At 41.7% G+C, this 24,058-nt stretch carries 18 protein-coding genes; 17 read left to right on the plus strand and 1 reads right to left on the minus strand.

The window, feature by feature from the left end; translation table 11 throughout:
• Positions 1-192: 192 nt before the first annotated feature.
• The 11 genes from LJ658_RS18075 to LJ658_RS18125 all read left to right on the plus strand — a co-directional run bounded on the left by LJ658_RS18075 (position 193) and on the right by LJ658_RS18125 (position 17,784).
• Positions 193-3,729 carry a SusC/RagA family TonB-linked outer membrane protein gene (locus LJ658_RS18075; protein ID WP_230547953.1) on the plus strand — a complete coding sequence of 1,179 codons (3,537 nt, stop codon included), beginning with the start codon at positions 193-195 and terminating at the stop codon, positions 3,727-3,729.
• Between the two features lie 11 nt (positions 3,730-3,740).
• Positions 3,741-5,111 carry a RagB/SusD family nutrient uptake outer membrane protein gene (locus LJ658_RS18080; protein ID WP_230547954.1) on the plus strand — a complete coding sequence of 457 codons (1,371 nt, stop codon included), beginning with the start codon at positions 3,741-3,743 and terminating at the stop codon, positions 5,109-5,111.
• A gap of 11 nt (positions 5,112-5,122) precedes the next feature.
• Positions 5,123-6,058 (plus strand): discoidin domain-containing protein, encoded by a 936-nt coding sequence (locus tag LJ658_RS18085; RefSeq protein WP_230547955.1) that lies wholly within the window; start codon positions 5,123-5,125, stop codon positions 6,056-6,058.
• Between the two features lie 214 nt (positions 6,059-6,272).
• Complete coding sequence (locus LJ658_RS18090; RefSeq protein ID WP_230547956.1) at positions 6,273-7,388, plus strand: TlpA disulfide reductase family protein; 1,116 nt, start codon at positions 6,273-6,275, stop codon at positions 7,386-7,388.
• A 24-nt stretch (positions 7,389-7,412) separates the two neighbouring features.
• Positions 7,413-8,528, plus strand: coding sequence for a TlpA disulfide reductase family protein (locus LJ658_RS18095; RefSeq protein WP_230547957.1), 1,116 nt, complete (start codon positions 7,413-7,415; stop codon positions 8,526-8,528).
• A gap of 21 nt (positions 8,529-8,549) precedes the next feature.
• A complete protein-coding gene (locus tag LJ658_RS18100; RefSeq protein ID WP_230547958.1) occupies positions 8,550-9,662 on the plus strand; it encodes a TlpA disulfide reductase family protein in 1,113 nt (370 codons plus the stop codon).
• 25 nt (positions 9,663-9,687) lie between these two features.
• Positions 9,688-10,137 (plus strand): protein-disulfide reductase DsbD domain-containing protein, encoded by a 450-nt coding sequence (locus LJ658_RS18105; RefSeq protein WP_230547959.1) that lies wholly within the window; start codon positions 9,688-9,690, stop codon positions 10,135-10,137.
• Positions 10,138-10,335: 198 nt separating this feature from the next.
• A complete protein-coding gene (locus LJ658_RS18110) occupies positions 10,336-13,149 on the plus strand; it encodes a pitrilysin family protein (RefSeq protein ID WP_230547960.1) in 2,814 nt (937 codons plus the stop codon).
• A gap of 255 nt (positions 13,150-13,404) precedes the next feature.
• Positions 13,405-14,787 (plus strand): S41 family peptidase, encoded by a 1,383-nt coding sequence (locus tag LJ658_RS18115; RefSeq protein WP_230547961.1) that lies wholly within the window; start codon positions 13,405-13,407, stop codon positions 14,785-14,787.
• A gap of 542 nt (positions 14,788-15,329) precedes the next feature.
• On the plus strand, positions 15,330-17,033 hold the full coding sequence (locus LJ658_RS18120) for a sensor histidine kinase KdpD (RefSeq protein ID WP_230547962.1): 1,704 nt from the start codon (positions 15,330-15,332) through the stop codon (positions 17,031-17,033).
• Positions 17,034-17,091: 58 nt separating this feature from the next.
• Positions 17,092-17,784 carry a response regulator transcription factor gene (locus LJ658_RS18125; protein WP_230547963.1) on the plus strand — a complete coding sequence of 231 codons (693 nt, stop codon included), beginning with the start codon at positions 17,092-17,094 and terminating at the stop codon, positions 17,782-17,784.
• Between the two features lie 127 nt (positions 17,785-17,911).
• Here the strand turns inward: LJ658_RS18125 and LJ658_RS18130 are convergent, their stop codons facing one another.
• Entirely contained in the window at positions 17,912-19,315 is a 1,404-nt protein-coding gene (locus LJ658_RS18130; protein ID WP_230547964.1) for an MBL fold metallo-hydrolase RNA specificity domain-containing protein, read from the minus strand.
• Positions 19,316-19,463: 148 nt separating this feature from the next.
• Here LJ658_RS18130 and LJ658_RS18135 point away from each other — a divergent pair, with 148 nt between their 5' ends.
• From LJ658_RS18135 to LJ658_RS18160, 6 genes are all read left to right on the plus strand, one after another.
• Complete coding sequence (locus tag LJ658_RS18135) at positions 19,464-19,835, plus strand: BlaI/MecI/CopY family transcriptional regulator (RefSeq protein WP_230547965.1); 372 nt, start codon at positions 19,464-19,466, stop codon at positions 19,833-19,835.
• Between the two features lie 2 nt (positions 19,836-19,837).
• Complete coding sequence (locus tag LJ658_RS18140; RefSeq protein WP_230547966.1) at positions 19,838-21,889, plus strand: TonB family protein; 2,052 nt, start codon at positions 19,838-19,840, stop codon at positions 21,887-21,889.
• A 107-nt stretch (positions 21,890-21,996) separates the two neighbouring features.
• Complete coding sequence (locus LJ658_RS18145; RefSeq protein ID WP_230547967.1) at positions 21,997-22,446, plus strand: energy transducer TonB; 450 nt, start codon at positions 21,997-21,999, stop codon at positions 22,444-22,446.
• 85 nt (positions 22,447-22,531) lie between these two features.
• Positions 22,532-23,014 carry a TonB family protein gene (locus LJ658_RS18150; RefSeq protein WP_230547968.1) on the plus strand — a complete coding sequence of 161 codons (483 nt, stop codon included), beginning with the start codon at positions 22,532-22,534 and terminating at the stop codon, positions 23,012-23,014.
• 72 nt (positions 23,015-23,086) lie between these two features.
• Positions 23,087-23,476 (plus strand): hypothetical protein, encoded by a 390-nt coding sequence (locus LJ658_RS18155; RefSeq protein WP_230547969.1) that lies wholly within the window; start codon positions 23,087-23,089, stop codon positions 23,474-23,476.
• A 97-nt stretch (positions 23,477-23,573) separates the two neighbouring features.
• Positions 23,574-24,011 carry a hypothetical protein gene (locus LJ658_RS18160; RefSeq protein WP_230547970.1) on the plus strand — a complete coding sequence of 146 codons (438 nt, stop codon included), beginning with the start codon at positions 23,574-23,576 and terminating at the stop codon, positions 24,009-24,011.
• Positions 24,012-24,058 lie beyond the last annotated feature (47 nt).

Genomic DNA, 24,058 nt, shown 5'->3' on the forward strand with positions numbered 1-24,058 from the left:
TCCGGTTCGAGCCGGAATGGTTTATCGAATGGGGCCTTAATAATCGTTTAAATTATTCACAAACTGTGAGTGCCTGCCATCTGGAAAATGCAAAAGGCGCTAACGCTTAAAATCCATTCTATACAAATGTACAAATTTTACCCTAAAATTTTTGTGCAGCCACCTGGCTGTATATCGCAAATCCTGTTGACTATGAAGCTGACCACACTTCTTTTAATGGCAATGATTTTACAGGTTAGCGCAACTACCCTTGCTCAAAAAGTAACTTTAAATGAAAAAAATGCGCCACTTGGCCAAATTTTTAACAAAATCAGTTCACAGACGGGTTACGATTTTCTGTTTACCACTACTTTATTAAAAGGTACTAAACCTGTTAGTGTAAATGTAACAAACGCCAATTTAAATGATGTTCTTAAACAGATTTTTGACGGGCAGCCGTTAGAGTTTTCTATTGAAGATAAAGCGGTTGTTGTTTCTCCAAAACAAAAATCTTTTCTGGAACGAGTAAGTAGCCTCTTCGTTGTGCCGATTGATGTTAAAGGACGGGTTGTCGATATGGTTACCGGTGGTCCGCTAGCGGGCGCCACCGTAATTGTTAAAGGACAAACAAAAGGCACCAGAACCGGGGCCGATGGTGCCTTCTTTTTGCCAAATGTTGATGAGAACGCAATATTGGTTATCTCCTTTATAGGTTATAAAGCGAAAGAGGTTAAATCCTCAAAAGACGTTGGCACAATTCAGATGGAGGTTGCCGTAGGAAACCTGCAGGAAGTTGGGGTAACGGTTAACACGGGCTATCAGCGTATACGCCCCGAACAAAGCACTGGCGCTGTCGCACAAATTGGAACCAAAGAGTATGAATCAAGGATAAGTACCAACTTTTTGGACGGATTGGTAAACCGGTTACCGGGCCTGATGATTAATAATGATGTGCCTTTTAACAGTATTACCCCCGGCAGCACTACTTCTACTGCCAGGAGTTTATTTAATATCCGCGGTATATCCACGATGTCGGCAAATCAAAATCCTTTAATTGTAATAGACGGGTATCCGACGGAACTTACAATTGATATGATTGATCCTAACGAAATTAAATCTGTAACAATTCTTAAAGATGCCGCGGCCGCTACAGTATATGGTGTAAGGGCATCCAACGGAGTTATTATAATTGAAAGAAAGCAGGCAGTAGCAGGCAAGGCCAGGTTTACTTTTCGCGCTACAACAAGCATTACTCCAAAAGAAAATTACACTCGTTACAGAACGGCTGACGATGAATCATCTATCGTTTTAAACTATCAGAAAACCCTTTATTCAAAAAGCATAGACGCAACCACCTGGTCGCAAATGTCAACTATCGGCAGTAATTCCAGGAGTCCGTTTTCTCCGGTGTACTATATCATAGCGGAGTCGGCAGCAAAGGTCATTACGCCAGAGCAGGCCGCGAATTCGTATGCTGCATTGCAGAATTACAACAATAGCGAAGATTATAGCAGATTGTTTTTGCAGCCGGCAGTGACACAGACCTATAATTTAAATGCTTCTGGGGGAAGCGATAATGCGCTCTATTATATCACAGGCAATTATACGGGGAACCGTCTGTCGAAAATCAACAACGATAACAACAGGATTTCACTTTCAGCCCGCAGTACGATCAAGTTATCCACCCGGCTTTCCCTGGAGTTAACAACCGATTACCAGGAGCAACGTTTTAACAGTGCACCAGTTCCGGATATAAGTTCATTAATGCCTTTCGAGCATTTACAGGACGTAAACGGAAATCCTGTAGCTGTTACATCGGGGTCTGCTGTTAACCCTTTTTATAACAATGCGCTTATGTCAAAGGGTTTGGAAAATAGTCTTTATTATCCGCTGATCGATGTTAATGAGCAAAATGATAAAACGCGGACCGCTAATAACCGCATTACCGCTAATTTTAATTATAATCTTGGTAGGGGATTTGGTCTGTCGTTTGGAGGAATATATGAAACATCTAAATCAGATATCCGGCACTATGCTTCGGCGAACTCTTCGCAGGCAAAGCAGTACATTGATGACTATATACAATTGAATACAGATGGAACGCTTAAATATAACATTCCCAAAGGCGGCTACCTTCGTCAGGAAACAGAGAACACATCCACTTATACTACCCGTGCACAATTAAACTATAATAAAAGAATAGGTCAGCATTCTTTTAACGGTATCCTGGGTACAGAGGTGAGGGATGTGATCAATAAAAGCAACCTGGCGTCTTACTTCGGTTATAGCGATGAAACGTTATTGCAGCAGCCAGTAGATTATGCAGGCATAGTTAACGGAACTACAAGAAGTTCATTTGCGTTGTCATCGCCTTTTGTAAGCAGCTACAGCAATTTATTTGATCAGCAATATATCGAAGACAGATATCTATCAGGGTACGGCAACATGGTGTATTCATTTAAAGATACTTACTCTCTTACGGGTAGCATTCGCGTAGATCAATCTAATTTGTTCGGGACCAATCCTAAGTATAAATATAAACCACTTTGGTCTGTTGGTGCGGCCTGGAATATCGACAAAGAAAGCTTTATGCAGGATGTTAACTGGGTTAACCAGCTCAAACTCCGTGCGGCATACGGTTTCAATGGTAACGTGGCAAAATTATCGCTGCCACAGGCAATAGCACAATATGTGCTTAATACAAACACATTGCCCAGCAGTACGGCGCTTAGGCCACTCTCTTATGCAAACAGTAGTTTGCGTTGGGAACAAACAAAGAATTCAAATATCGGGCTAGACTATCATATTTTTAGAAACCTTACCGGAAGTGTAGATTACTATATAAAAAATAGTACTGATTTATTAGGGAACTCATTGATTGATCCTACGATAGGCCTTAGTCCTTCCATAATAAACAAGGCTACTATCCGGAATAACGGCATAGAGTTTAGTCTGCATGCCGACTGGATAGCGAAGAAAAACCTAAACTGGAACACCGGCCTGGTACTTGCCCGCAACACTAGTAAGGTATTGGATGTTTATCAGAGCGGTGCCTATAATCCGCAAACTTTAAACGTATTGGGTTATGTAAAAGGCTATCCTGTTGGCGCCATGTTTGCCTACCGAGATGCCGGGCTTAATAGTGCAGGATACCCGCAGGTACAAAATCAAAATGGTAAGATTTTCCAAACAGATAACAATGCCCTTGGTTCTCCTCAAACCGCTATTTTATCAAGCGACACCTCGGGTGTGACCCGTTATATGGGATCTTCTATACCTACTATCAGTGCCGGCTTAAGTAACCGGGTAGATATAGGCAACTTCTACATATTTTGTATGATCAACTATTATGGCGGATTTAAAGTAAGGATACCGAGACCTAACCCCTCCGCATTCAGACCGTTGGAGGGTTCCGGCAATTACTGGAAGGCTCCCGGCGACGAGAAAACGACTGATGTAATGAGCCTGGCGGCTTTCTCTACCAGCGCAAATTCAAATAATGCGTACGCGTATTCTGATAAGTACGTAGTAAATGGCGACTACATTACGTTAGGAGATTTGACGCTCTCTTACAGTTTAAACAGTAAGGTTATTAAGAAACTCGGATTTACCCATTTCGAAATAAAGTGTCAGGGTTCGAATTTATGGACTCATGGTTTTAATAAATCTAACTACAGTGCGTCTATGGGCAGTTTTCAAAAGTCATATATAACGCCTACTTACACGCTTGGGATTTTTACGAACTTTTAAATCGAAAACAAATGAAACATTATAAATATATCTTTATTCTGCTGGCGCTTGGCGGTACAGCGTTAGCCGGATGTAATAAATTCCTTGATATCAAACCAAAGGGAAAGACACTGCTTACTACTGTTACCGATTATGATCAGTGGCTGAATGATCCCGCTCTAGACCAGGGATTTGGAGCTCCGACCTGTACTTTTAATTATTTCGCTGATAACGTAGATGCCCCTACTATCACAACTCCCCCAACACTCCCAGCCGAATTGATTTATACCTGGATGCCACAGTTTACAACTGATGTTAGCACTCCTCCCTTATTTTGGGGAGAACACTACGCTAAAATCAACGAGTATAATACTGTAGTGAATGGCATTGACGCAGCAACGGGTGGTACAGAAAGCCAGAAAAGAAGCCTTAAAGCTGAAGCCCTGCTGGGCCGCGCCCTGGAATATTTCTACCTGGTAAATGAATACGGAAAACCATACGACTCAACAACGGTAAACAGGGATCTTGCCGTTCCTTTTGTTACATCAAATGACGTAACTCAAAAAGTACCGCCACGCAGCACCATAGCAGAAATCTATCAGCATATCATTGATGATGTTAATTCGGCTATCCCGAACCTGCCCCTGGATAACAGCACCAACAGGTTCCGCGGATCAACAGCATCAGCCTATAGCATGCTGGCAAGGATCTATTTTTATGCGAGGAATTATACCGAGGCAAGGAAGAATGCTGAGTTGGCCCTGGCTAATAGCAAAGCAGTGATGATTGATTTTAATGGCACCCTGCCCACCTCCGATTTAATAACCGTGATGCCGGATGTTATTTATGGCAGATATGTACTTGGAAATATTACCCCTACGCTGGATTTTATGCGCTCGTTTGATTCCAATGACCTCCGTGTAAAAAAACTCTACTTCAGTAACGACGGTTACAAATTTATTACCAGGGGTGCTACAGTCTTTATACCAACAAGAATTACCCCGGTTTTAGACAATGTAAATACCGGGACTTCCGTTCAGGAGATGAAGTTAATTATCGCGGAATGCGCAGCGCGCAGCAATGATTTGTCTGTTGCCTTGCAACAGCTGGACGAAGTGCGTAAAAACAGGTATGCGACCGCCAGCTACGTGCGTTATCAATCAACCGTAAGGGAAGACGTACTGAAGGAAGTTTTAAGAGAGCGGAGCCACGAATTACCCTTTTGCGGACTGCGCTGGTTTGATATGCGCAGGCTAGATAAAGAAAACAGGATGGGTACAGTGAACAGATATGATGCACAGGGGAATATTATTGCCACATTACCCCCGCATAGCAATCGGTATACATTACAGATACCTGTTCAGGTTTTAAGTTTTAATCCGGGTATGCAACAAAACCCTTAATAAGAAATTATATGTATAAAAATATCGTTATATTTTGCTCGTTAATTGCGTTATTAACAGCATGCCGCAAAGAAAACAAGCCGGCTGCTTTACCCAATGGCAGTATTTCTTTTCAATATGCTGCCGGTAAAGACACCCTGCAGATGCCTGTTTCAATATTAAGTGATACCACTTTGGTGATGACGCTTAAGGCCGCCCTGTCAGGAGGTGCCTCTTCGTCTGATCACTGGGTAAATTTTGCCGTTGACACAACAAAAATAGCCCTGTTCCGTGCCAAATACGGAGCCGCGGTTGTATTGCCCAGCAGCTCTTATTTCTTTTATAAGCCGATGACGCGTTTGCCTGCCGGCGCTTCGGTCTCTGATCCCGCGCAACTTAATATTGTTTTGGAGACCAAATTAACTGAGTATACAACTTATGTATTGCCTGTTGTTATCCAATCGGTAGATGGTAATACGGAAGGCCCTGCAACAAGCCGGGTAGTGTATTTCGTATTTAAAACAGGCAAACCTTTATTTATTAATAAAATTGGATGGACTATCGCGGGTTATTCATCAGTCTTTAACACGTTTGTTGCTACCAATGTGCTTGACGACAATAACACCACTACATACTGGACAAGTAACATCACCCAGCAAATGCCTCAATGGATAGCTATCAATTTTAACCGGACCGTTACTTTCAGTGCTTTGAATTATTATGTGCCTACCGCATTAAAATATCCAACGCTTGGAGGTTATCCAACATCTATACAAATTGAAACAAGCATGGATGGAACAACCTGGGTAAGTAAAGGCGTATTTGCAGGAAACATAGTTAATAATATGCAGACGCTTAACACGGGCCTGGTTACCGCCAGGTATGTGCGTTTTACTTCACTAACCTCGGTAAAGTATTCGTCAACCTATTCGGCCATATTTATTAGTGGTATATCGTTGGTGCCTTAAATAATAACTAACCGGTAACATTAGATGAAAATCATTGCCAAAAACCTTCATGGTGAGACTGGACAAAGCTGGCTGCGCTGTTTTAATGTAATAGCAAGGTTCCTGAAATAAAAGAGGAGTCAAAGGAAGCAGCCTGCAAATTGTAGGCTGCTAGCCGGCGCCTAAATGCGAATATCAAACTACGTAAAGAGAGTAAAACGTGAATAAAGTAAAAATGAGTATCAGAAAAATAATCTTGTTGGTTGCCGGCTTATTGCCGCTGGCAGCAATGGCACAGGGCGGTTACACCATATCCGGTAAAATATCCGGTTTAAAAGAGCCCGCTAAAGTTTATCTTTCGTTTGAAAAGGACCTGAGATGGCAAACCAGAGATTCGGCGGAGGTTAAAAACGGGCGATTTAAGCTGGCGGGAAATCTGAGTGTTCCAACCAGGGTTATGCTGACCTTAACGCATGCCAACTCACCACGGGCAAACAACGGGCAGGATGCATTAGCTTTATTTATCGAAAACGCGCAGATTTCAATATCGGGCACCGACTCCATCAGTAATGCGTCTGTCAGCGGCTCAAGGTCCGACCGGGAAAACCGCGAGTTAGAGGCGTCGATAAAACCATTTACAAATGAATTTATCAGATTGAATAATGAATTCCGTGGAAAGCCTAAAGATGAAGCTTATAAAAAAGCATGGGATAAAGCAGCAAGCCTGCTGGCAGAGATCAAAAACGTTTACTTTAATTTTGCGGAAACACACCTTAACTCTTTTATGGGTTTGTATACCTTTAATCAAAATGTCCTCGACAGTAAATTTGATCCGGCGAAGGTAGAACCATTATTTTATAAGTTTTCTCCGGAACTTCAATCGTCAGAATTGGGCAGGCATGCCCTTGAGAGAATTGAGGCGGGTAAAAGGCGTCAAACCAATATAAAGGCTACCGATTTTACGCAGAATGACATTAATGGAAAGCCCTTTACCCTTTCGTCTCTTAGAGGGAAATATGTACTGGTAGATTTTTGGGCCAGCTGGTGCGGGCCATGCCGCGCCGAAAGCCCTAACCTTTTAAAAGCCTATCAGGTACTAAAAGGCAAAAACTTTGAAGTTGTGAGTGTATCGCTTGATAACTCTAAGGCCTCATGGGAGAACGCCGTGAAGACAGACAAGCTTCCCTGGATCCATGTTTGTGATCTCAAAGGAATGAATAATGCCGTAGCGCTTATGTACGCTATCAGTTCAGTGCCTCAAAATCTGCTTATCAACCCCCAGGGTGTTATCATAGCCAAAAATCTTAGGGGTGCGGATCTTACCGAAAAATTATCAGCATTTATTAAATAACAGGGCTAAAAAATCTATAAGGTCATGAAAAAAATAATTTTTACGATACTGTGCCTGTTACCTTTCGTGGTAATGGCGCAGGATAAATTTGAAATATCCGGAAATCTTTCTAAAACAATTAGCGACAAAATAGTTGTGCTTAGCTATAAAAATAGTAGTGGTAAAGACAAGAACGACACGGCAGCTATCAATAACGGAAAATTCAAATTCAAAGGTGAAACCGCGTTTGGCAACAGGTCTTACCTTTCTTTAGTATCACAAAAAAAAGACGTACAGCACAGCGGTCAACCAGATTACCAGGCCTTTTATCTGGAAAAAGGTAAATACAGGGTGGTTGGTACCGATAGCATAGCAACTGCAAAAATAACAGGTACACAGGCTCAAACCGACTTCCTTGTTTATACCAGCTTAATGGATACAATGCAAGCACACTATAGGGTGCTTGCAAATAGATATTTGAAGGCAAGGTCGGCAAAAGACCAAGCCGCTATGAAACAGGTACAGGTAGAAGGCAAACCCCTTGGCATGAGGATGAATGCCACGCTGGATGCCTTTATTTTTAGTCATCCTGACTCTTATGTAACGCTTGACCTGGTTGCTACCGAAAAAGCTGCTGTTATTGATCCGAAAGTTTTTGACCCTTATTATAAGTCGCTTAGTAAAAGGGTAATGAGCAGCTTTACGGGACAAAAGCTGGCAGCCAGGTACCAAAAAGCTATGCAATTATCTATAGGCAAAACGTTGGATTTTACGCAGACTGATGATAAAGGAAATGAATTTAAATTATCTTCTTTAAGAGGAAAATACGTATTGGTAGATCTTTGGGCCAGCTGGTGCGCACCTTGCCGTGCTGAGAATCCTAATTTACTGAAAGCCTACAATACCTTAAAAGATAGAAAATTTGAGATTGTAGGAATTTCCCTTGATGAAACCAAAGCGGCATGGCTAAAAGCTGTGGCCCAGGACAAAATGCCATGGGCGCAGGTGAGCGACCTTAAAGGTTTTAAAAATGAAGTTGCTGTTAAATTTGGCATCACCGCCATACCCCAAAATGTTTTGATAGATCCGCAGGGTATGATCATAGGAAAGAACCTGCGCGGCGAAGATCTTACAGAACAATTATCAGCATTAATTAAATAATCTGCCAAAATCATCATGACTATGAAAAAAATAATTTTAATAACATTTTGCCTTTTACCGTTTTTGATAAAGGCACAAAGTGGATATACGATCACGGGAAAAGTAGGAGCATTAAACCCGCCGGCAAAAGCTTACCTGGTATATATGGCTCAAGGTAAAAAAGTTATTGACTCCGTTGAAGTTAATAATGGTGCATTTCAATTTAAAGGATCAGTGCAATCACCTGTTTCTGCCGGTATTACTATTAAACACGATGCTGCCCCATTCGGCAAAAACATCGATGTTTTAGGGCTTTACCTGGAAAATGCGAATATAAAAGTAAGTTCACCTGATTCAGTGAAACGGGCGATCATTAAAGGGTCCATTATCAATGATGAAAATAAGGAATTGAATAGGACCTTAAAACCATTAAAAGATAAAATAAATGCTTTAAAAATTGCCTGGACAGGAGTAAAGCCGCAACCTGAAAATCCGGCTTATGTTAAAGCAGCAGATAGTTTGCGAAAGATGATAGCTGAAGAGAAAGCCATATATATGAACTTTATCGGATCGCATCCCAACTCATATATCGCCTTGCTTTCATTTAACAATATAGCTCTGGGTTACAATTTCGACCCGAAGGTTGCAGAGAAAGAGTTTAACAAATTCTCGGCGGCGCTCAAAGCTTCTGATCTGGGCAAACAGGAAACAGAAAAAATAGCGATGGCTAAGAAAAGAGAAAATGGCGCAACAGCCATGGATTTTACGCAAAATGATGTAAATGGTAAACCCGTTAAGCTATCAGATTTTAGAGGTAAATATGTCCTGGTCGATTTTTGGGCAAGTTGGTGTGGCCCTTGCCGTGCCGAAAACCCTAATGTTGTAAAGGCTTATAACCAGTTAAAAGGGAAAAACTTTGAGATCATTGGCATATCCCTGGATGATAAAAAAGACCCCTGGATAAAGGCGATAGCACATGACGGATTACCCTGGGTGCAGGTCAGCGATCTTAAAGGCTTTAAAAATGAAGTAGCACTTCAATACGGTATAGACGCAATACCACAAAATGTTTTAGTTGACCCCAACGGAATAGTTATTGCAAAAAACCTTCGCGGTGATGAGTTGCTGACCAAACTTTCCGCTTTAGTTAAATAATGAATATATTAACCACCTCTTCCAAATGAAAAAGTCATTATTATTTGTGGCAATAGCCATTTTATTGGGTACTCAACTACACGCTCAAATACTTACTCCCGTAAAATGGAGCTACGGTTTTAAAAAGATCAGTAAAGGCGAAGCTGTAATCTTTATGAAGGCTACTATAGAGGAAGGATGGCACCTTTACTCGCAAACCTTAAAAGAAGGTGGCCCGATTAAAACCACATTTACATTCCCCGCATCAAAATCATACGCTTTGGTTGGCAAAACTATTGAGCCAACGCCGATTACCCGTAACGAAAAAGTGTTTAGCATGGATGTTAGTTTTTTTGAGCATTCCGTTGTATTCCAACAAAAAATAAAACTAAAAACCGGCCAGGCTACGGTAAAAGGCACGGTAGAATATATGACCTGTAATGACAAGCAGTGCCTGCCACCTGAAACTATTGAATTTAGCGTGGCTGTCAAGTAAATAACCCTCAGTAGGATACGCTCATGCTGATAGCAATAATGCTGCTACAAGCATGAGCGTATCAGCGGGTGGTTAAGTGTGACGTTCCCAGGTAAAGAGAGGCCAGGCGTGAAGGCTTGCAATGTTGCTTTATTAAACTAAGAAGATAAATAAAAAGACGGCTTTTAATAAGTCCCTTATACAAAGCGAAAACGAAAAATGCAATTAAAAAAAATTTATCTGGCTATAGCCGGAGTCCTGGTAGTTGCTGCGAACGTGCTGGCGCAAGAAAAACCGCTGCCGCTTGATCCGGCGGTACGCATGGGTAAACTCCCCAATGGCTTTACCTATTATATCCGCCATAATGAAGAACCTAAGAACCGGGTGGTATTTTACCTGGCTAATAAGGTAGGCTCGATTTTAGAAACCGACGAGCAGCAGGGGCTTGCCCACTTTATGGAGCATATGAGCTTTAACGGAACTACGCATTTTCCTAAAAACGAGTTGGTTAATTACCTGCAAAAATCGGGCGTGCGTTTCGGTGCCGATCTGAACGCTTATACTAGCTTTGATGAAACCGTTTATCAGCTGCCATTGCCAACTGATAAGCCGGAAATACTGCAAAACGGCATCCAGATTATGCGCGACTGGGCACAGGAAGCCACTTTAGACCCGGTTGAAATTGATAAAGAACGCGGTGTTATATTAGAAGAGAAACGCCTGGGCAAAGGCGCCCAGGAACGTATGCGCCGTCAGTATTTTCCTATGATGCTGAATCAATCGCGTTATGCTAACCGTTTACCTATTGGTACCGAAGAAATATTAAAGGGTTTTAAACCCGAAGTTATCAAAGATTATTATCACACCTGGTACCGGCCTGATTTGCAGGCGCTGATTGTGGTTGGTGATATTGATGTTAACCGTATGGAGCAAACCATTAAAGCCAAATTTAGCGACCTGAAAAATCCTCAGGGTGAAAAAGCCCGCGTTAAATATACAGTCCCGCTAACGGGCAAAAATCAATTCCAGGCGGTTACCGATCCGGAAATGACATCATTGGTAGCACAGATCATGATAAAGCACAAAGCTGTTGAACTAATAACAGCTTCTGAATATAGGGCTGCAATTACCAGCCAGCTATTTAACCACATGCTGAGGGCAAGATATGCCGAGTTACTGAGACAGGCCGACCCGCCTTATCTTAAGGGCGGTGCCGGTATTGAAGATTTTTTAGGAGGGCTGGACAATTTTAACGTCAGCGTATCAGTTAAGCCCCAGGGTATGGAAATGGGTATAAAAGCAGTATGGCGCGAAGTTGAAAGGGTTAAGCGCTTTGGCTTTACCGCTACTGAACTTGACCGTGCTAAGAAAAGCTATCTTGGCCAGATGGAATCAGCCCTGAAGGAAAAAAATAAGACAAGCTCTGAAAGCTATGTGCAGGAGTATTTAAAACACTTTTTAAAAAATGAGGTTGCCCCGGGTATTGATGCTGAGTTTGAACTGGTAAAAACAACATTGCCGCAGATTACGCTGGAAGATATGAGTAAGCTTGTGCAAACTTATATCCGCAATGATAATCGCGATATCTTGCTGATGGCACCCGAAAAAGATAAGGCCGGATTGCCTGACGAAGCTACCGTAACAGGGTGGTTAAAAGCTGTTGAAACGGAAGATCTTAAACCTTATACCGATGAGGTAAGTACATTGGCATTGTTAAAAAAAGCGCCCGTAATCGGCAAGATTGTAAAGGAAGAAAAAGACGCGCATTTAGGTATTACTACCTTTACCTTAAGTAACGGTGTAAAAGTAATATTAAGACCTACCGATTTTAAAAACAATGAGATCATGTTTAGCTCGTTTTCGGCCGGCGGAACCTCGCTGTACAACGATGCTGATTATCAGAGCGCGGCTAACGCTGTCATTATAGCATCATTTGGCGCAGGTAACTATAACGTCACAGAACTAAGTAAGTACCTGTCCGGTAAACAAGTTAGCGTACAGCCTTATATTGGCGAACGCAGCCAGGGTGTAAACGGCGGCGCAACACCTAAATATCTGGAAGACGCTTTGCAACTTGTTTATGCTTACTTTACCGAGCCCCGTAAAGACGAAAATCAGTTTCAAAGTATCATTAACCGCGCTAAAGCAGGTTTGGCCAACCGCGGCGGCGATCCCCTTACCGTGTTTAAAGATTCGCTAAGTGCTATCATCGGTAATTACAATATCCGCCGTACAGCGCCGACGCTGGCTAAATTAGAACAGATTAACCTGGACAAGGCTTACCAGATATACAATGAGCGATTTGCGGATGCTTCTGGTATGACTTTTACTTTTGTTGGCTCAATTGATATGGGAAACATTAGGCAATTGCTCGAAAAATATATCGCTTCTTTACCGTCAACATATAAAATGGAGAAGGCTAAAGATCTGGGCATTAATCCGCCGGCCGGACGTTTGGAAAAAAATATTTATAAAGGCACCGAAGCCAAGGCATCTGTGCAACTATATTTTACAGGCGATTTTAATTACACCACAAAAGATAAAGAACAACTTGAAGCACTTAAGGAAACACTTGAGTTCAGGCTATTAGAGCGTCTGCGGGAGGATGAAGGTGGCGTTTATACACCCGGTGTTTACGCCAGCGCAGGTAAATATCCGCATCCACGTTATAGTTTCGTCATCACATTTGGCTGTGACCCGAAAAATGTTGATAAACTGATAGCATCAGCCTTAGATGAAGTCAATAAATTAAAGACCGAAGGCCCGCCGCAGGTAAATATCGACAAATATAAAACAGAATACCAGCGTAGCCACGAAACCAGCATTAAAACTAACAAATGGTGGTTGATTTATTTAAACGGAAAACTACAAGACAAAGAGCCACTTAATGATATGGACGGCTATAATGCCGAAGTCCAGGCCATTACCTCACAAAGTTTAAAGCTGATGGCTCAAAAATACCTAAGCGGCAAAAACTTTATGAGGTTTGTACTTTTACCCCAAAGCAGCCGTGAAACACCTAAGATGAACTAAAAAAAACTTAATATACCGAGACAAGCAGGTTACGGCGAAACACTTACTGTAATGATTCGCAATCCGCTATGCCGTTGTTTTCATAATATTCTTTGTTTATTACAAAAGCCTCTCAGAGAAATCTAAGAGGCTTTTAACTTTCAGGTAGCCACAGCAAGTCGGCTTTATACAGACGGTAATTAAGTGAGGCGTTTGTATCGAGACCGCAGGACTTTTATATTTGACTGAATTAATTACCTCATATTAACTTATCTGATGAAATCAACTCCTATTAAACGATTATGCCGGTTGCTAGGCACGGCAATGACGTTATTGATAAGCAGCGTGCCATTATTTGCACAAACTGTAAATGACGCCGACAGGCACGAGATCGTAACCAAACTTGGTGATAAGTTGGTAGACGTATATCCTTTTCCCGAAATAAGCGCCAAGTACAAAGAGGCGTTGCTTATAAATGAAGCAGCCGGGCGTTACAATAATTTATCTGAGGACGAACTAGCCTCACGACTTACAGAGGACCTAAGAAAGACACATAAGGATGTGCACCTGCGCATTATGCGAAACGAAAATACTTATAAAGACCTTACCGAGCTGCGCAATGGAAGGGGAAGGAGAGGTGCCGGAGATAACTCGGAGCAAAGAGCCAATTACGGATTTAAAAAAGTTGAGATTGACGGCGCTACCTCAACAGCTTATGTGGAAATACCCGGGCCATTCTATGGATCGCAGGAGGCATTTGAAATGGCGGCTGCAAGTATGAATATGGCCGCATACAGCAAATATGTCATATTGGATATCCGCCATAATCCGGGCGGCACCGGGCAAATGGGGCGTTTCCTCGCATCTTATTTTTATGATCCGGGACGCGAGCAGTTTTATCTTAACGGATTTTATAAGGATCGTAAACATGATGAACAGGAATGGACCTATTCTTACGTGCCCGGTAAGCATATGCGCGACGCGAACGTTTACATTCTCACCGGAAGGGGCACCGGTTCGGCTTCAGAAGGGTTTGCCTACGCGATGCAGAAATTAAAACGGGCCACCATAGTTGGCGATACCAGTGCCGGTGCTGGCATAGCAGGTACTTATGTGCCGCTAAAAAACAATCTTGTGGTATTTACACCATTTAAAATGGTGGTAGGCCCAAACAGCAATGTAGGCTGGGAAGGCACAGGGGTAATACCTGATGTAGAAACAGGTAAGGAAGATGCCCTTGCTGCAACCCGCAAACTAATCCTGCAGGATATCCTGAAAACATCGACAGATACAGTGCAGAAAGCAGCTGCACTATGGATGATAGACAACGACGGCATAGCTGCAAATGCTGCAGTAAATATGAAAAGTAAGTATGGAGGCCTGGTGGGCAAATACACCAGTAATATCACTGTTACCTACGATAAAGGAAATTTATTATGGAACAGGGTTGAGCCGGGTAAACCTGTTGAAAGTTATGTACTCAAAGAGGTTAAGCCCGATGTGCTGGTTATCACAGGCTTAAATGCCAACATTGGCCCCGATGTGTCACGTGTGTATATAAACCGTGATGCACAGGGTAAAATAGAAAACCTTACGCGCAAAACACTTTTAGGAAACGGTAGTATATCTGCTAGTGCGCAGCCGCTTAAAAGGATTTAGATGGAGATAATTATGAACCTACCTTCTAACAAAAACCTCAGCCAGCAACTGTTTCCTGGGCATTACAGATGGTTGCAAAAGCGAATGTAAACGCTATCCCGGTTACTATCGGATAATATTGATTGTTGTTTTTTTAGGTTTTCATATCCCTTTTTATTCATCATGTTGTGTTTTCCGGTACAACTAACCTGCAAAATATCCGAACGTAAATTAATGGAAAGATCCCACTCATTGATCGGTGTTTAAAATGGGGCCATCTACCTTTATCTGTCCTTAAGAATAAGAATTAGGCTGGTTACAATAATGACCTGTCGGGTCGCACAACGTATAAGACGGCAGGCGCACATATGTTAAAAATTGTTAAAACCCACCTTAATAGCCTTATTTAAAATATTTTTGTTTGTTGCGATATAATGTACATCAATCGGTTAACAATTTAAACGTTGAAAAAGAGTAGCATAAGGGTAATTATTGGCTTAATGAGTTTTGCGCTAATAGGTGTAGTTGCTATGCAGCTGTACTTTCTAAGGCAATCTTATGATATGCAATCAAAGCTTTTTGATCGCTCGGTTAATGATGCGCTTGACAATGTCGCCGAAAAATTAACCAAGCAGGACGCTATTAATTTCTTAAATAATAAAACCCAGCGCGGCAGCGCGGTGCAAAAAAAAGCAAATGAAAGCCAGGTTATTGTAATATCAGGCAAAGGCCCCGCTAATGTTTCAACAAAATTTATAAACAAAGATTCGGCGAAGAAACAGGCGCACCGCTTGCGTAAACTGGCGTTGTTACGCGATAGCCTTAAACATATGCTAATGCGGCAGACTATGGATGAGCTGACCAGCAATATCCAAATGCGCATTGAAGAGTATACAGATGAGTTTGGTATTATACACGGCAGGCTAACGCCTGTTTTGAAGGCGCCATCTCATAATGAAGTTAAAGTGCACCGTAAGTTAGATAAGTATATCATTACTCATTATACTTACCCTGATCCGCAATTTGGCGAGCAACTGATCACCAAAAAGGAGATCAACCCGCTATGGTTGCAGGAGCAGGACCGTCTGCAAAAAGAGGCACAGCTTAACAGAGTGAAGAAAATGCTGGCGGCTGATTCGGCGCAAACGGCGCAGGCTGCAAAGCCCAATGTGATGCAAACCGTTTATGAGGAGTATCAAAAATCAGGCGAGCCATTAAAACAACGCCTTAGTCCCTATTGGATAGATACCCTGCTGAGGATGGAGCTGCATAATAAAGGAGTCTTTCTTCCATTTAGTTATGAGGTTTCAACAAAAAATACCGACTCAGTAATATTTTCAAAAGCGATGGACCTTACGGGGGCAAAGCCAACCTTTACCCCGGCAGATACCTACCAGACACCGATATTTGGTAAAGAGGTATTAAATGACCCGGGGGTTATTAAAATAGCGTTCCCGCAAAAAAATTCGTTGATATTAAGCCGCATGACGGCTACCATGGGTATTACCGGCGGCTTGTTGCTGGTGTTAATATTTTGTTTTGGATATACGCTCTTCTCCATCATCAGGCAGAAGAAGATCTCTGAGATGAAAACTGATTTTATTAACAACATGACCCACGAGTTTAAAACCCCGGTATCAACTATTATGATAGCCAGCGAGGCTTTAAAAGACAGTGAGGTTGCTATTGACCGAAGCCGGATTGCCAGGCTGGCCAATATCATTTATGAAGAAAATGAACGTTTGGGCAGCCATATAGAGCGGGTATTAAATATTGCTAAAATTGATAAAAACGATTTCAAGCTGGACAAAAAACCGCTCGATGTGAATGAGATGATAGGAATTGTAGTTGACAGCATGGCCCTAAAACTGCAAAAGTGCAATGCCGATGTGAAACTGGAGCTGGATGCCACCAATTCTATAATTAATGCAGATGAACTGCATTTTTCAAACGTGCTGTACAACCTGATAGATAATGCTATAAAATATAGCGAGGACCAACCACAGATCACCATCAGCAGCTCCAATAAAAACGGACATGTAATTATTAAAGTTGCCGATAAAGGCATAGGCATGAGCCGCGACCAGCAAACCAGGATATTTGAACAATTTTACCGTATACCTACTGGTAACGTACATAATGTTAAAGGATTTGGTTTGGGCTTAAGCTATGTAAACACGGTAGTAAAAAGACTTAATGGTACTATAAATGTACGCTCAGAAAAGGATAAAGGATCAGAGTTTGAGTTGAGATTTCAAGGCGCATGATACAATAACATTGCATTGATCGTTATAACAAAACATACACCACATAAACCTGCATCCTATGAAAAAATTATTACTGGTTGAAGATGACCCCAACCTGGGTTTGCTGCTTCAGGATTATCTGCAATTAAAAGGGAAATTTGATGTTGTTTTATGTACCGATGGCGAGGAAGGCCTGCAGGCCTTCACCAAACAAAACTATGATCTGCTGATACTTGATGTAATGATGCCCAAAAAGGATGGTTTTACTTTGGGCAGAGATGTCCGTAAGATAAACCCGCACGTACCAATTATATTTGCCACGGCCAAGGGAATGATTGAGGATAAAACCGAAGCTTTTACCTTGGGTGGCGATGATTATATTACGAAGCCCTTCAGGATAGAAGAGCTGTTATTACGTATTAACGCATTGCTTAAACGTACCGACAGTGCCGAGAAGAAGGAAGAGATGCAGCCTTCAAGATTTGAAATAGGCAACTATCACTTTGATTATACCACGCAAATGATAGCCATAAACGGGACCCAGCAAAAGCTGTCAACCAAGGAGGCTGAATTACTCCGCCTGCTTTGCCTCAAAAAAAATGAGGTGCTAACCCGCGAAGAGGCCCTGCTGCATATCTGGCATGATGACAATTATTTTAACGGCCGCAGCATGGATGTGTTTTTAAGTAAGATCCGCAAGTATTTGAAAGATGATCCTTCGGTCGAGATCATTAATGTACACGGCAAGGGGTATAAGCTGCTGGTTAATTAATCGTTATTGATTCGTTCGCCGTTGCAGTTTTATTGAAATAACTACTCAGATAATATCAATATAAATTTTGAATATCGAAGAATGAAGTGATTATAGTCATTTCATTCTTCGATATTTTTGTATCATGCTATTCTAATGTAATTTTTTGGTGCTGATAAGGTATTTCTACATTTGAAAAACCATGATCATTTAGTGTTTTGGCAAAATGCTGTTGTACTTCATACTCGCCGTGCACTAAAAATATCTTTTTAACCTGTTTGGGGTCCTGACATTTTAAAAAATGAAGGAGGTCTTCGTAATCGCCGTGTGCGCTCATAGATTTGATAGACCGCACATCGGCTTTTACCTCGTATTTATCGCCAAAAATAAACACCTCTTGATCGCCTCTTACCAGATGGCCGCCTAACGAGCTTGGCTCGCAATAGCCTACTATCAGGATAGTAGTTTTAGGGTTGTTAATATTATTTTTAATATGGTGCTTAACCCGGCCGGCTTCGGCCATGCCCGATGACGATATAATTACACACGGCTGCGGGTCGTCATTTAAAGCGATAGACTCCTCGGTGGACTGAACAAACCTTAATCCTTTAAAAGCAAACGGATCCTCGTCTATCTTTAAAACTTCTTTCACATCGCGGTTATAAACTTCAGGATGATCTTTTAATACCTGCGTAGCTTTGTCTGATAGCGGGCTGTCAACATAATAGGGTACATCAGGCAAAGTTCCTTTAAGTTCTAACGCGTTTAAAGCGTATAACAGCTCCTGTGTACGGCCGACGCTAAATGCCGGTATAATAACTTTGCCTTTTTTTATCAGGCAGGTTTGTTTAATTACTTCCAGCAGTGCGTCTTCAATAGGTTCTAACGATTTATGCAATGAATCGCCATAGGTTGATTCTAATAAAACATAATCAGCCTGGGGGAAACGTTGCGGGCTCTTTAAAAGCAGGTCGCCGTAGCGGCCAACGTCGCCGCTAAAAGTTACCCGCGTTTCTTTCCCGTTTTCCTGTATGGCCAAATGCACGGCGCAACTACCTACTATATGGCCGGCATCGCTAAAGTGAAATTTTACATTGGGCGTTATTGCGTATTCTTCATGATATTCAACAATTTTAAATTGTCTTAATGATGTAATTGCCTGTTCGTCGGTATACAACGGTTCGAGCAACGGCAAACCCTTTTTTGCACGATGCTTGTTACTGTACTCTATATCACCCATCTGGATCTTAGCGGAATCCAATAGCAGTATCCGCGTCAGATCCATCGTAGCCGAGGTGCAAAATATCGGTCCTTCAAAGCCCTCGGCAACCAGGCGGGGAATAAGTCCGCAATGATCAATATGTGCATGTGATAAGATCATATAGTTCAACTTCCTGGGATTGAAACCAAAATGTCCATTCAGTCCTTCGGTATTTTCGCCCAGGCCCTGAAACATGCCGCAATCCAGCAAAATGCTGGTGCCATCCTGTAAATGTATTAAATGCTTACTACCGGTTACATTACGGGCGGCGCCGTGAAAAGTTATATCCATTTGTATAATCGAGGTTGAAAGAAGGACAACGAAGGTGATAAAAAAAAGTTTAATTAAATAAAAACTAAAAAATTAGTTGTTAATGTCATTTATAACTAATAACTTCGTTTGAGATTATAAACCAATCCAATTTAACCGACGTAACATTATGGAAATTAAGGAACTGACACGTGCCGAAGAACAGCTGATGCAAATACTTTGGCAGCTAGAAAAGGGCTTTGTAAAAGATGTAATGGAACACCTGCCCGAGCCCAAGCCGGCCTATAATACGGTATCAACCATTATTAGGATACTGGAAGCAAAAGGTTTTGTTGCTTATAACGCCTTTGGCAAAAGCCATCAATATTACCCCATCATCAGTAAAGAAGATTACCAAAATTTTGCTACTGATAAGTTAATGCACGGGTACTTTGATAATTCTGTAAAACACATGTTCTCTTACTTCGTGAAAAAGGAAAAAATTGATTTGAAAGAAGCAGACGAGATCATGAAACTGATTGAGAAACTTAAAAACAAATAGCTATGACCTGGTGGCATTATTTATTACTGGTAAATTTTTACCTGGTATTATTTTTCGGCTTCTATACCTTGTTTTTGCGCAGGGAAACATTTTTCCAGCTTAACCGGGCCTACCTGGTTGCGGCATCATTGCTGTCGTTTTTTATTCCGCTGATACAGGCAAACTGGGTACAGGATCTGTTTATTACGCAACAGGTACAGCAAACTATTTACAATGGCCCGCGGGGCATGATATACAATTTTACGGTAAGGCCAACCGCTGATAATTCAATAACCCTCGGGCAAATAATCAACGTGATATATATCACTGTTACTGTTTTTTTGGTAATAAGATTAGCATGGCAATTGTTGGTGTTGAAAAAGGCGATAGAAAAACCTGCGCCATCTGCGGCCTATTCTTTTTTTAAGAAGATAAGTCTGGGCGAGAACAACTCGCAATCAAACCTCATTGCACAACATGAGCAGGTGCATGCCGGCCAATGGCATTCGGCAGATGTGATGATCATTGAAATAGTAATGATCATCAATTGGTTCAACCCGGTGGTTTATCTGTACCGGTTTGCTATAAAATATATCCATGAATTTATAGCCGACAGGCAGGTAATACAGGCAGGCGCCAATAAGGCAGATTATGCCCTGCTGTTATTAAGCCAAACCTTCGAGGTAGATAACCATACCCTGGTTACACCATTTTATAATCACAGCCTACTTAAACAACGGATCACCATGTTACAAAAAAACAAATCGCAGCGCATAGCGCTGGCTAAATACGGGCTATCTGCACCGTTATTTATTTTAATGCTGATATTCTCATCAGCAACTGTTAACAACAGCAAAGCGGCTAAACTCATCAATAAAAAAACAGAAAAAGTATTTGCAATGCCGGCAACTGCCGTTATAAAGCAAGCGGTACCTTTTGTTAAGCAACCAGCAAACTCACCGGTTGTAAAACAAGCGACTGTCATAACAGCAGTAAAGCACGAAAGTGCCGCTACAACTATTGCTGCAGACACAGATAAAATATTTTTTAAGGTTGAAAAACAACCAATGTTCCCTGGCGGATTTCCTGCCTTCGGGTCATTTTTGGCCAACAATGTGCATTATCCCGCAGAGGACAAAGCCAATAAAGTCAGCGGAATGTCTATTGTAACGTTTGTTATTGAGCAGGACGGTACCCTGACAAATATTAAGGTTGTGCGCAGCCCAACAGAAGCAATGGGAAAAGAAGCAAAAAGGGTACTGTTGTTATCGCCTAAATGGACACCAGGCTACCAGGATGGCAAAGCGGTACGGGTTTCATATACGGTACCGATCAGGTTTACACTGCCTGCGGACGGTCCAAACAATCCTGGCAATGGAAAGCCACCAATAGTTAACGAAACCGCCGGTGGCGAAAAAATTTATTCGATAGTTGAAAAACAACCGCAATTTCCCGGTGGATTAGAAGCCCTGGGTAAATTTTTAGGCGGCAATGTACGGTATCCAAAAGAGGATAGGGAGAACGGCGTTAGCGGAAAAGTGATTTGCACATTTGTTGTAGAAACAGACGGAACGCTGAGTGATGTCAGAGCGGTACGCGGCCCCAGCGAGACCATGAAGAAAGAAGCGGTAAGAGTAATGCTAACATCGCCTAAATGGACCCCCGGTACTCAAAATGGCGCACCGGTTAGGGTGTCATATACGCTGCCTATTCAATTTACCTTAGGCGAGCCTGAAGATAATGAGGTGTACCAAAAGGTAGATAAACAGCCAGCTTTCAAGGACGGTTGGATGGAAGGATTTACTAAATTTCTTTCCAGCAATATCCGCTACCCGGCTGCAGATCGTAAAAATGGCGTAGAGGGAAAGGTTATAGTGCAGTTTGTAGTTGAAACGGACGGAAGTTTAACCAACTTTAAAGTGATACGTACACCAAGCGAGGCAATGGGTGCAGAAGCGGTGCGGGTATTAAGTTTATCACCTAAATGGAACCCGGGCATACTAAATTTAAAAGCGGTAAGAACAATGTATACGGTGCCTATTAATTTCGCTTTAGATAAGACCACTAAACCTTAATTCAGTAAAAATAAATTAAAGCCCGCCGGTTAAATCCTGCGGGCTTTTTTTGTATTTGGTTTGATTTGATGATAATATTATATTTATCTCAAATTATAAACCTTACCATGAATCTATCAATCAAACAAAAACCTGTTGCTCCGCTGTTTATTTTGATGTTACTGTTCTGCTTTGCAGCCATAAATAACGGCCAGGCGGCAAATATTAACAAGCCTTTCACCGATACCACCCGCGATGCCGTTTTTTCGCGGGTTGAAATGCAGCCGCAGTTCCCGGGTGGTTTGCAAGCCTTTGGGGCCTTTCTGGGGCAAAACATACATTACCCCGCCGATGATGCCAGGAACAAAATAGAAGGGCGTGTTATCTGCACTTTCGTAGTTGAGAAAGACGGTACTTTATCAAACATAAAAGTGATACGTACCCCAACCGAAGCCATGGGAAAAGAAGCGGTACGTGTGCTTTCTTTGTCGCCGGCGTGGAAACCGGGATATCAGGGTGGCAAACTGGTAAGGGTATCTTATACTGTACCCATCAGTTTTTCGCTGGGTAAAGGATAGTTTTTTTTTCAGAAGGTTTAAAACCTATACTATGTTAACAAAAAACATTCGCCGCTGTAGTTGGCTAATTTCCTATTGTTGGCCGGTGGTATTAATAATAGGGGTATTAACCAACACAAACAGCAGTAAGGCGGCAACCACAATCGTCAGCTATAAGGCTGATATTAATCAGCCGGTAACAGATACGGTAAATAATGACACCGTTTTTGTAAAGGTGGATAAAGAACCAGCCTTTCCGGGCGGTACAGATGCTTACATTAAATTTTTGTCAAAAAATATAAAGTATCCGGAAATTATGCGCGACCGCCAGATTGAGAATGATGTAAATTTGCAGTTTATTGTCGAGATTGATGGTTCACTTAGTCATTTCAAAGTACTAAATGGTCCCGGTTACGGGACGGAAGAAGAAGCCTTGCGCGTTATGAAACTATCACCTAAGTGGACACCGGGTTATAAAAAGCACCGGGCAGTAAGGGTGCTTTTCAAAATGCCTGTAATTTTCAGATTAAAATTTATTGAACATAAACCCAATGAAGACTCAGGGTTTAGGTTGATTAATGGCGGCTAGATCCGGCTATTTAGTTGCATATCATTTAGTTATATAATTATTTCTATATTTATATAACCAATTATTACAATTATGAACTGGAAACTCATCTTTCAACTATCTCTTTTCGGGCTTATTATGGCCTTTGCAACGGTAACCCTCATCCCCGAGAAAATTGAACCTGTTTTTTGGCTGGTGATATTTGTATTTTGCGCCTGGGTAATTGCAAAAGCGGCCCCGGGGAAATATTTTTTACATGGCTTTTTAGTAAGCCTGGTTAACTGTGTTTGGATAACCGCAATCCACTTTTTCTTTTATAATAGCTATGCCGCACATCATCCGGATATGGCGGCCATGTATACCGGTATACATCCCCGTAAAATGATGTTGGTTTATGGCCCTCTTTTTGGGGCAATGTTTGGCGTTGTGCTGGGGTTGTTTTCTTTTATAGCTTCAAAGATAGTTAAGAAGAACCCTAAATAGCCGCTGATATACGGGCATCATTTTTTTTTAATTAAACAAATGATGTTAGGCATAAATTATTAATTTTGCGGATAGACAAGCATAAAATCATTATATAATGAAACCATTCATTTCAAAAACATTTTACGGAGTTTTAAATTACGCGTTAGCGGCACTGTTAATTGCATCACCATGGTTATTTGGGTTTTCGCATGTAACTATTGCTGCGGCGTTATTAATGCCGCTGATAATGGGCTGGTTGCAGCTTATTATGTCAATTTTTAGTGATAACCCGTTGGGCTTCAGTTTCCTGAAAGTGTTCCCGATGCAAATGCAAAACTGTGTTGATGTTTTAATGGGATCATTTTTATTGGCGCTGCCATGGACCTACGCTTTTTGCGGACAAGTATTTTGGCCGCATTTCCTTTTAGGTTTAGGTTTATTAATAAAAGGTATTTTTGCAGACCAGTCACCTTTTTTAACCAGGCCGCACCGTAGCTTACCCGAGGCAGGTATAACCTCAACCGACGCTTTAGAAGGCAGATTAAATCACTAAGAAACATAATAATATAATAAAAGCGGGTCAATTTCGATTGAACCCGC

This window comes from Mucilaginibacter sp. UR6-11 (assembly GCF_020880695.1).
Classification (GTDB): domain Bacteria; phylum Bacteroidota; class Bacteroidia; order Sphingobacteriales; family Sphingobacteriaceae; genus Mucilaginibacter.

Bases quoted from the DNA above. Each gene is read 5' to 3' on its own strand.
- LJ658_RS18075 (WP_230547953.1), top strand. From the start codon at position 193: ATGAAGCTGACCACACTTCTTTTAATGGCAATGATTTTACAGGTTAGC.
- LJ658_RS18080 (WP_230547954.1), top strand. From the start codon at position 3,741: ATGAAACATTATAAATATATCTTTATTCTGCTGGCGCTTGGCGGTACA.
- LJ658_RS18085 (WP_230547955.1), top strand. From the start codon at position 5,123: ATGTATAAAAATATCGTTATATTTTGCTCGTTAATTGCGTTATTAACA.
- LJ658_RS18090 (WP_230547956.1), top strand. From the start codon at position 6,273: ATGAGTATCAGAAAAATAATCTTGTTGGTTGCCGGCTTATTGCCGCTG.
- LJ658_RS18095 (WP_230547957.1), top strand. From the start codon at position 7,413: ATGAAAAAAATAATTTTTACGATACTGTGCCTGTTACCTTTCGTGGTA.
- LJ658_RS18100 (WP_230547958.1), top strand. From the start codon at position 8,550: ATGAAAAAAATAATTTTAATAACATTTTGCCTTTTACCGTTTTTGATA.
- LJ658_RS18105 (WP_230547959.1), top strand. From the start codon at position 9,688: ATGAAAAAGTCATTATTATTTGTGGCAATAGCCATTTTATTGGGTACT.
- LJ658_RS18110 (WP_230547960.1), top strand. From the start codon at position 10,336: ATGCAATTAAAAAAAATTTATCTGGCTATAGCCGGAGTCCTGGTAGTT.
- LJ658_RS18115 (WP_230547961.1), top strand. From the start codon at position 13,405: ATGAAATCAACTCCTATTAAACGATTATGCCGGTTGCTAGGCACGGCA.
- LJ658_RS18120 (WP_230547962.1), top strand. From the start codon at position 15,330: ATGCAATCAAAGCTTTTTGATCGCTCGGTTAATGATGCGCTTGACAAT.
- LJ658_RS18125 (WP_230547963.1), top strand. From the start codon at position 17,092: ATGAAAAAATTATTACTGGTTGAAGATGACCCCAACCTGGGTTTGCTG.
- LJ658_RS18130 (WP_230547964.1), bottom strand. From the start codon at position 19,315: ATGGATATAACTTTTCACGGCGCCGCCCGTAATGTAACCGGTAGTAAG.
- LJ658_RS18135 (WP_230547965.1), top strand. From the start codon at position 19,464: ATGGAAATTAAGGAACTGACACGTGCCGAAGAACAGCTGATGCAAATA.
- LJ658_RS18140 (WP_230547966.1), top strand. From the start codon at position 19,838: ATGACCTGGTGGCATTATTTATTACTGGTAAATTTTTACCTGGTATTA.
- LJ658_RS18145 (WP_230547967.1), top strand. From the start codon at position 21,997: ATGAATCTATCAATCAAACAAAAACCTGTTGCTCCGCTGTTTATTTTG.
- LJ658_RS18155 (WP_230547969.1), top strand. From the start codon at position 23,087: ATGAACTGGAAACTCATCTTTCAACTATCTCTTTTCGGGCTTATTATG.
- LJ658_RS18160 (WP_230547970.1), top strand. From the start codon at position 23,574: ATGAAACCATTCATTTCAAAAACATTTTACGGAGTTTTAAATTACGCG.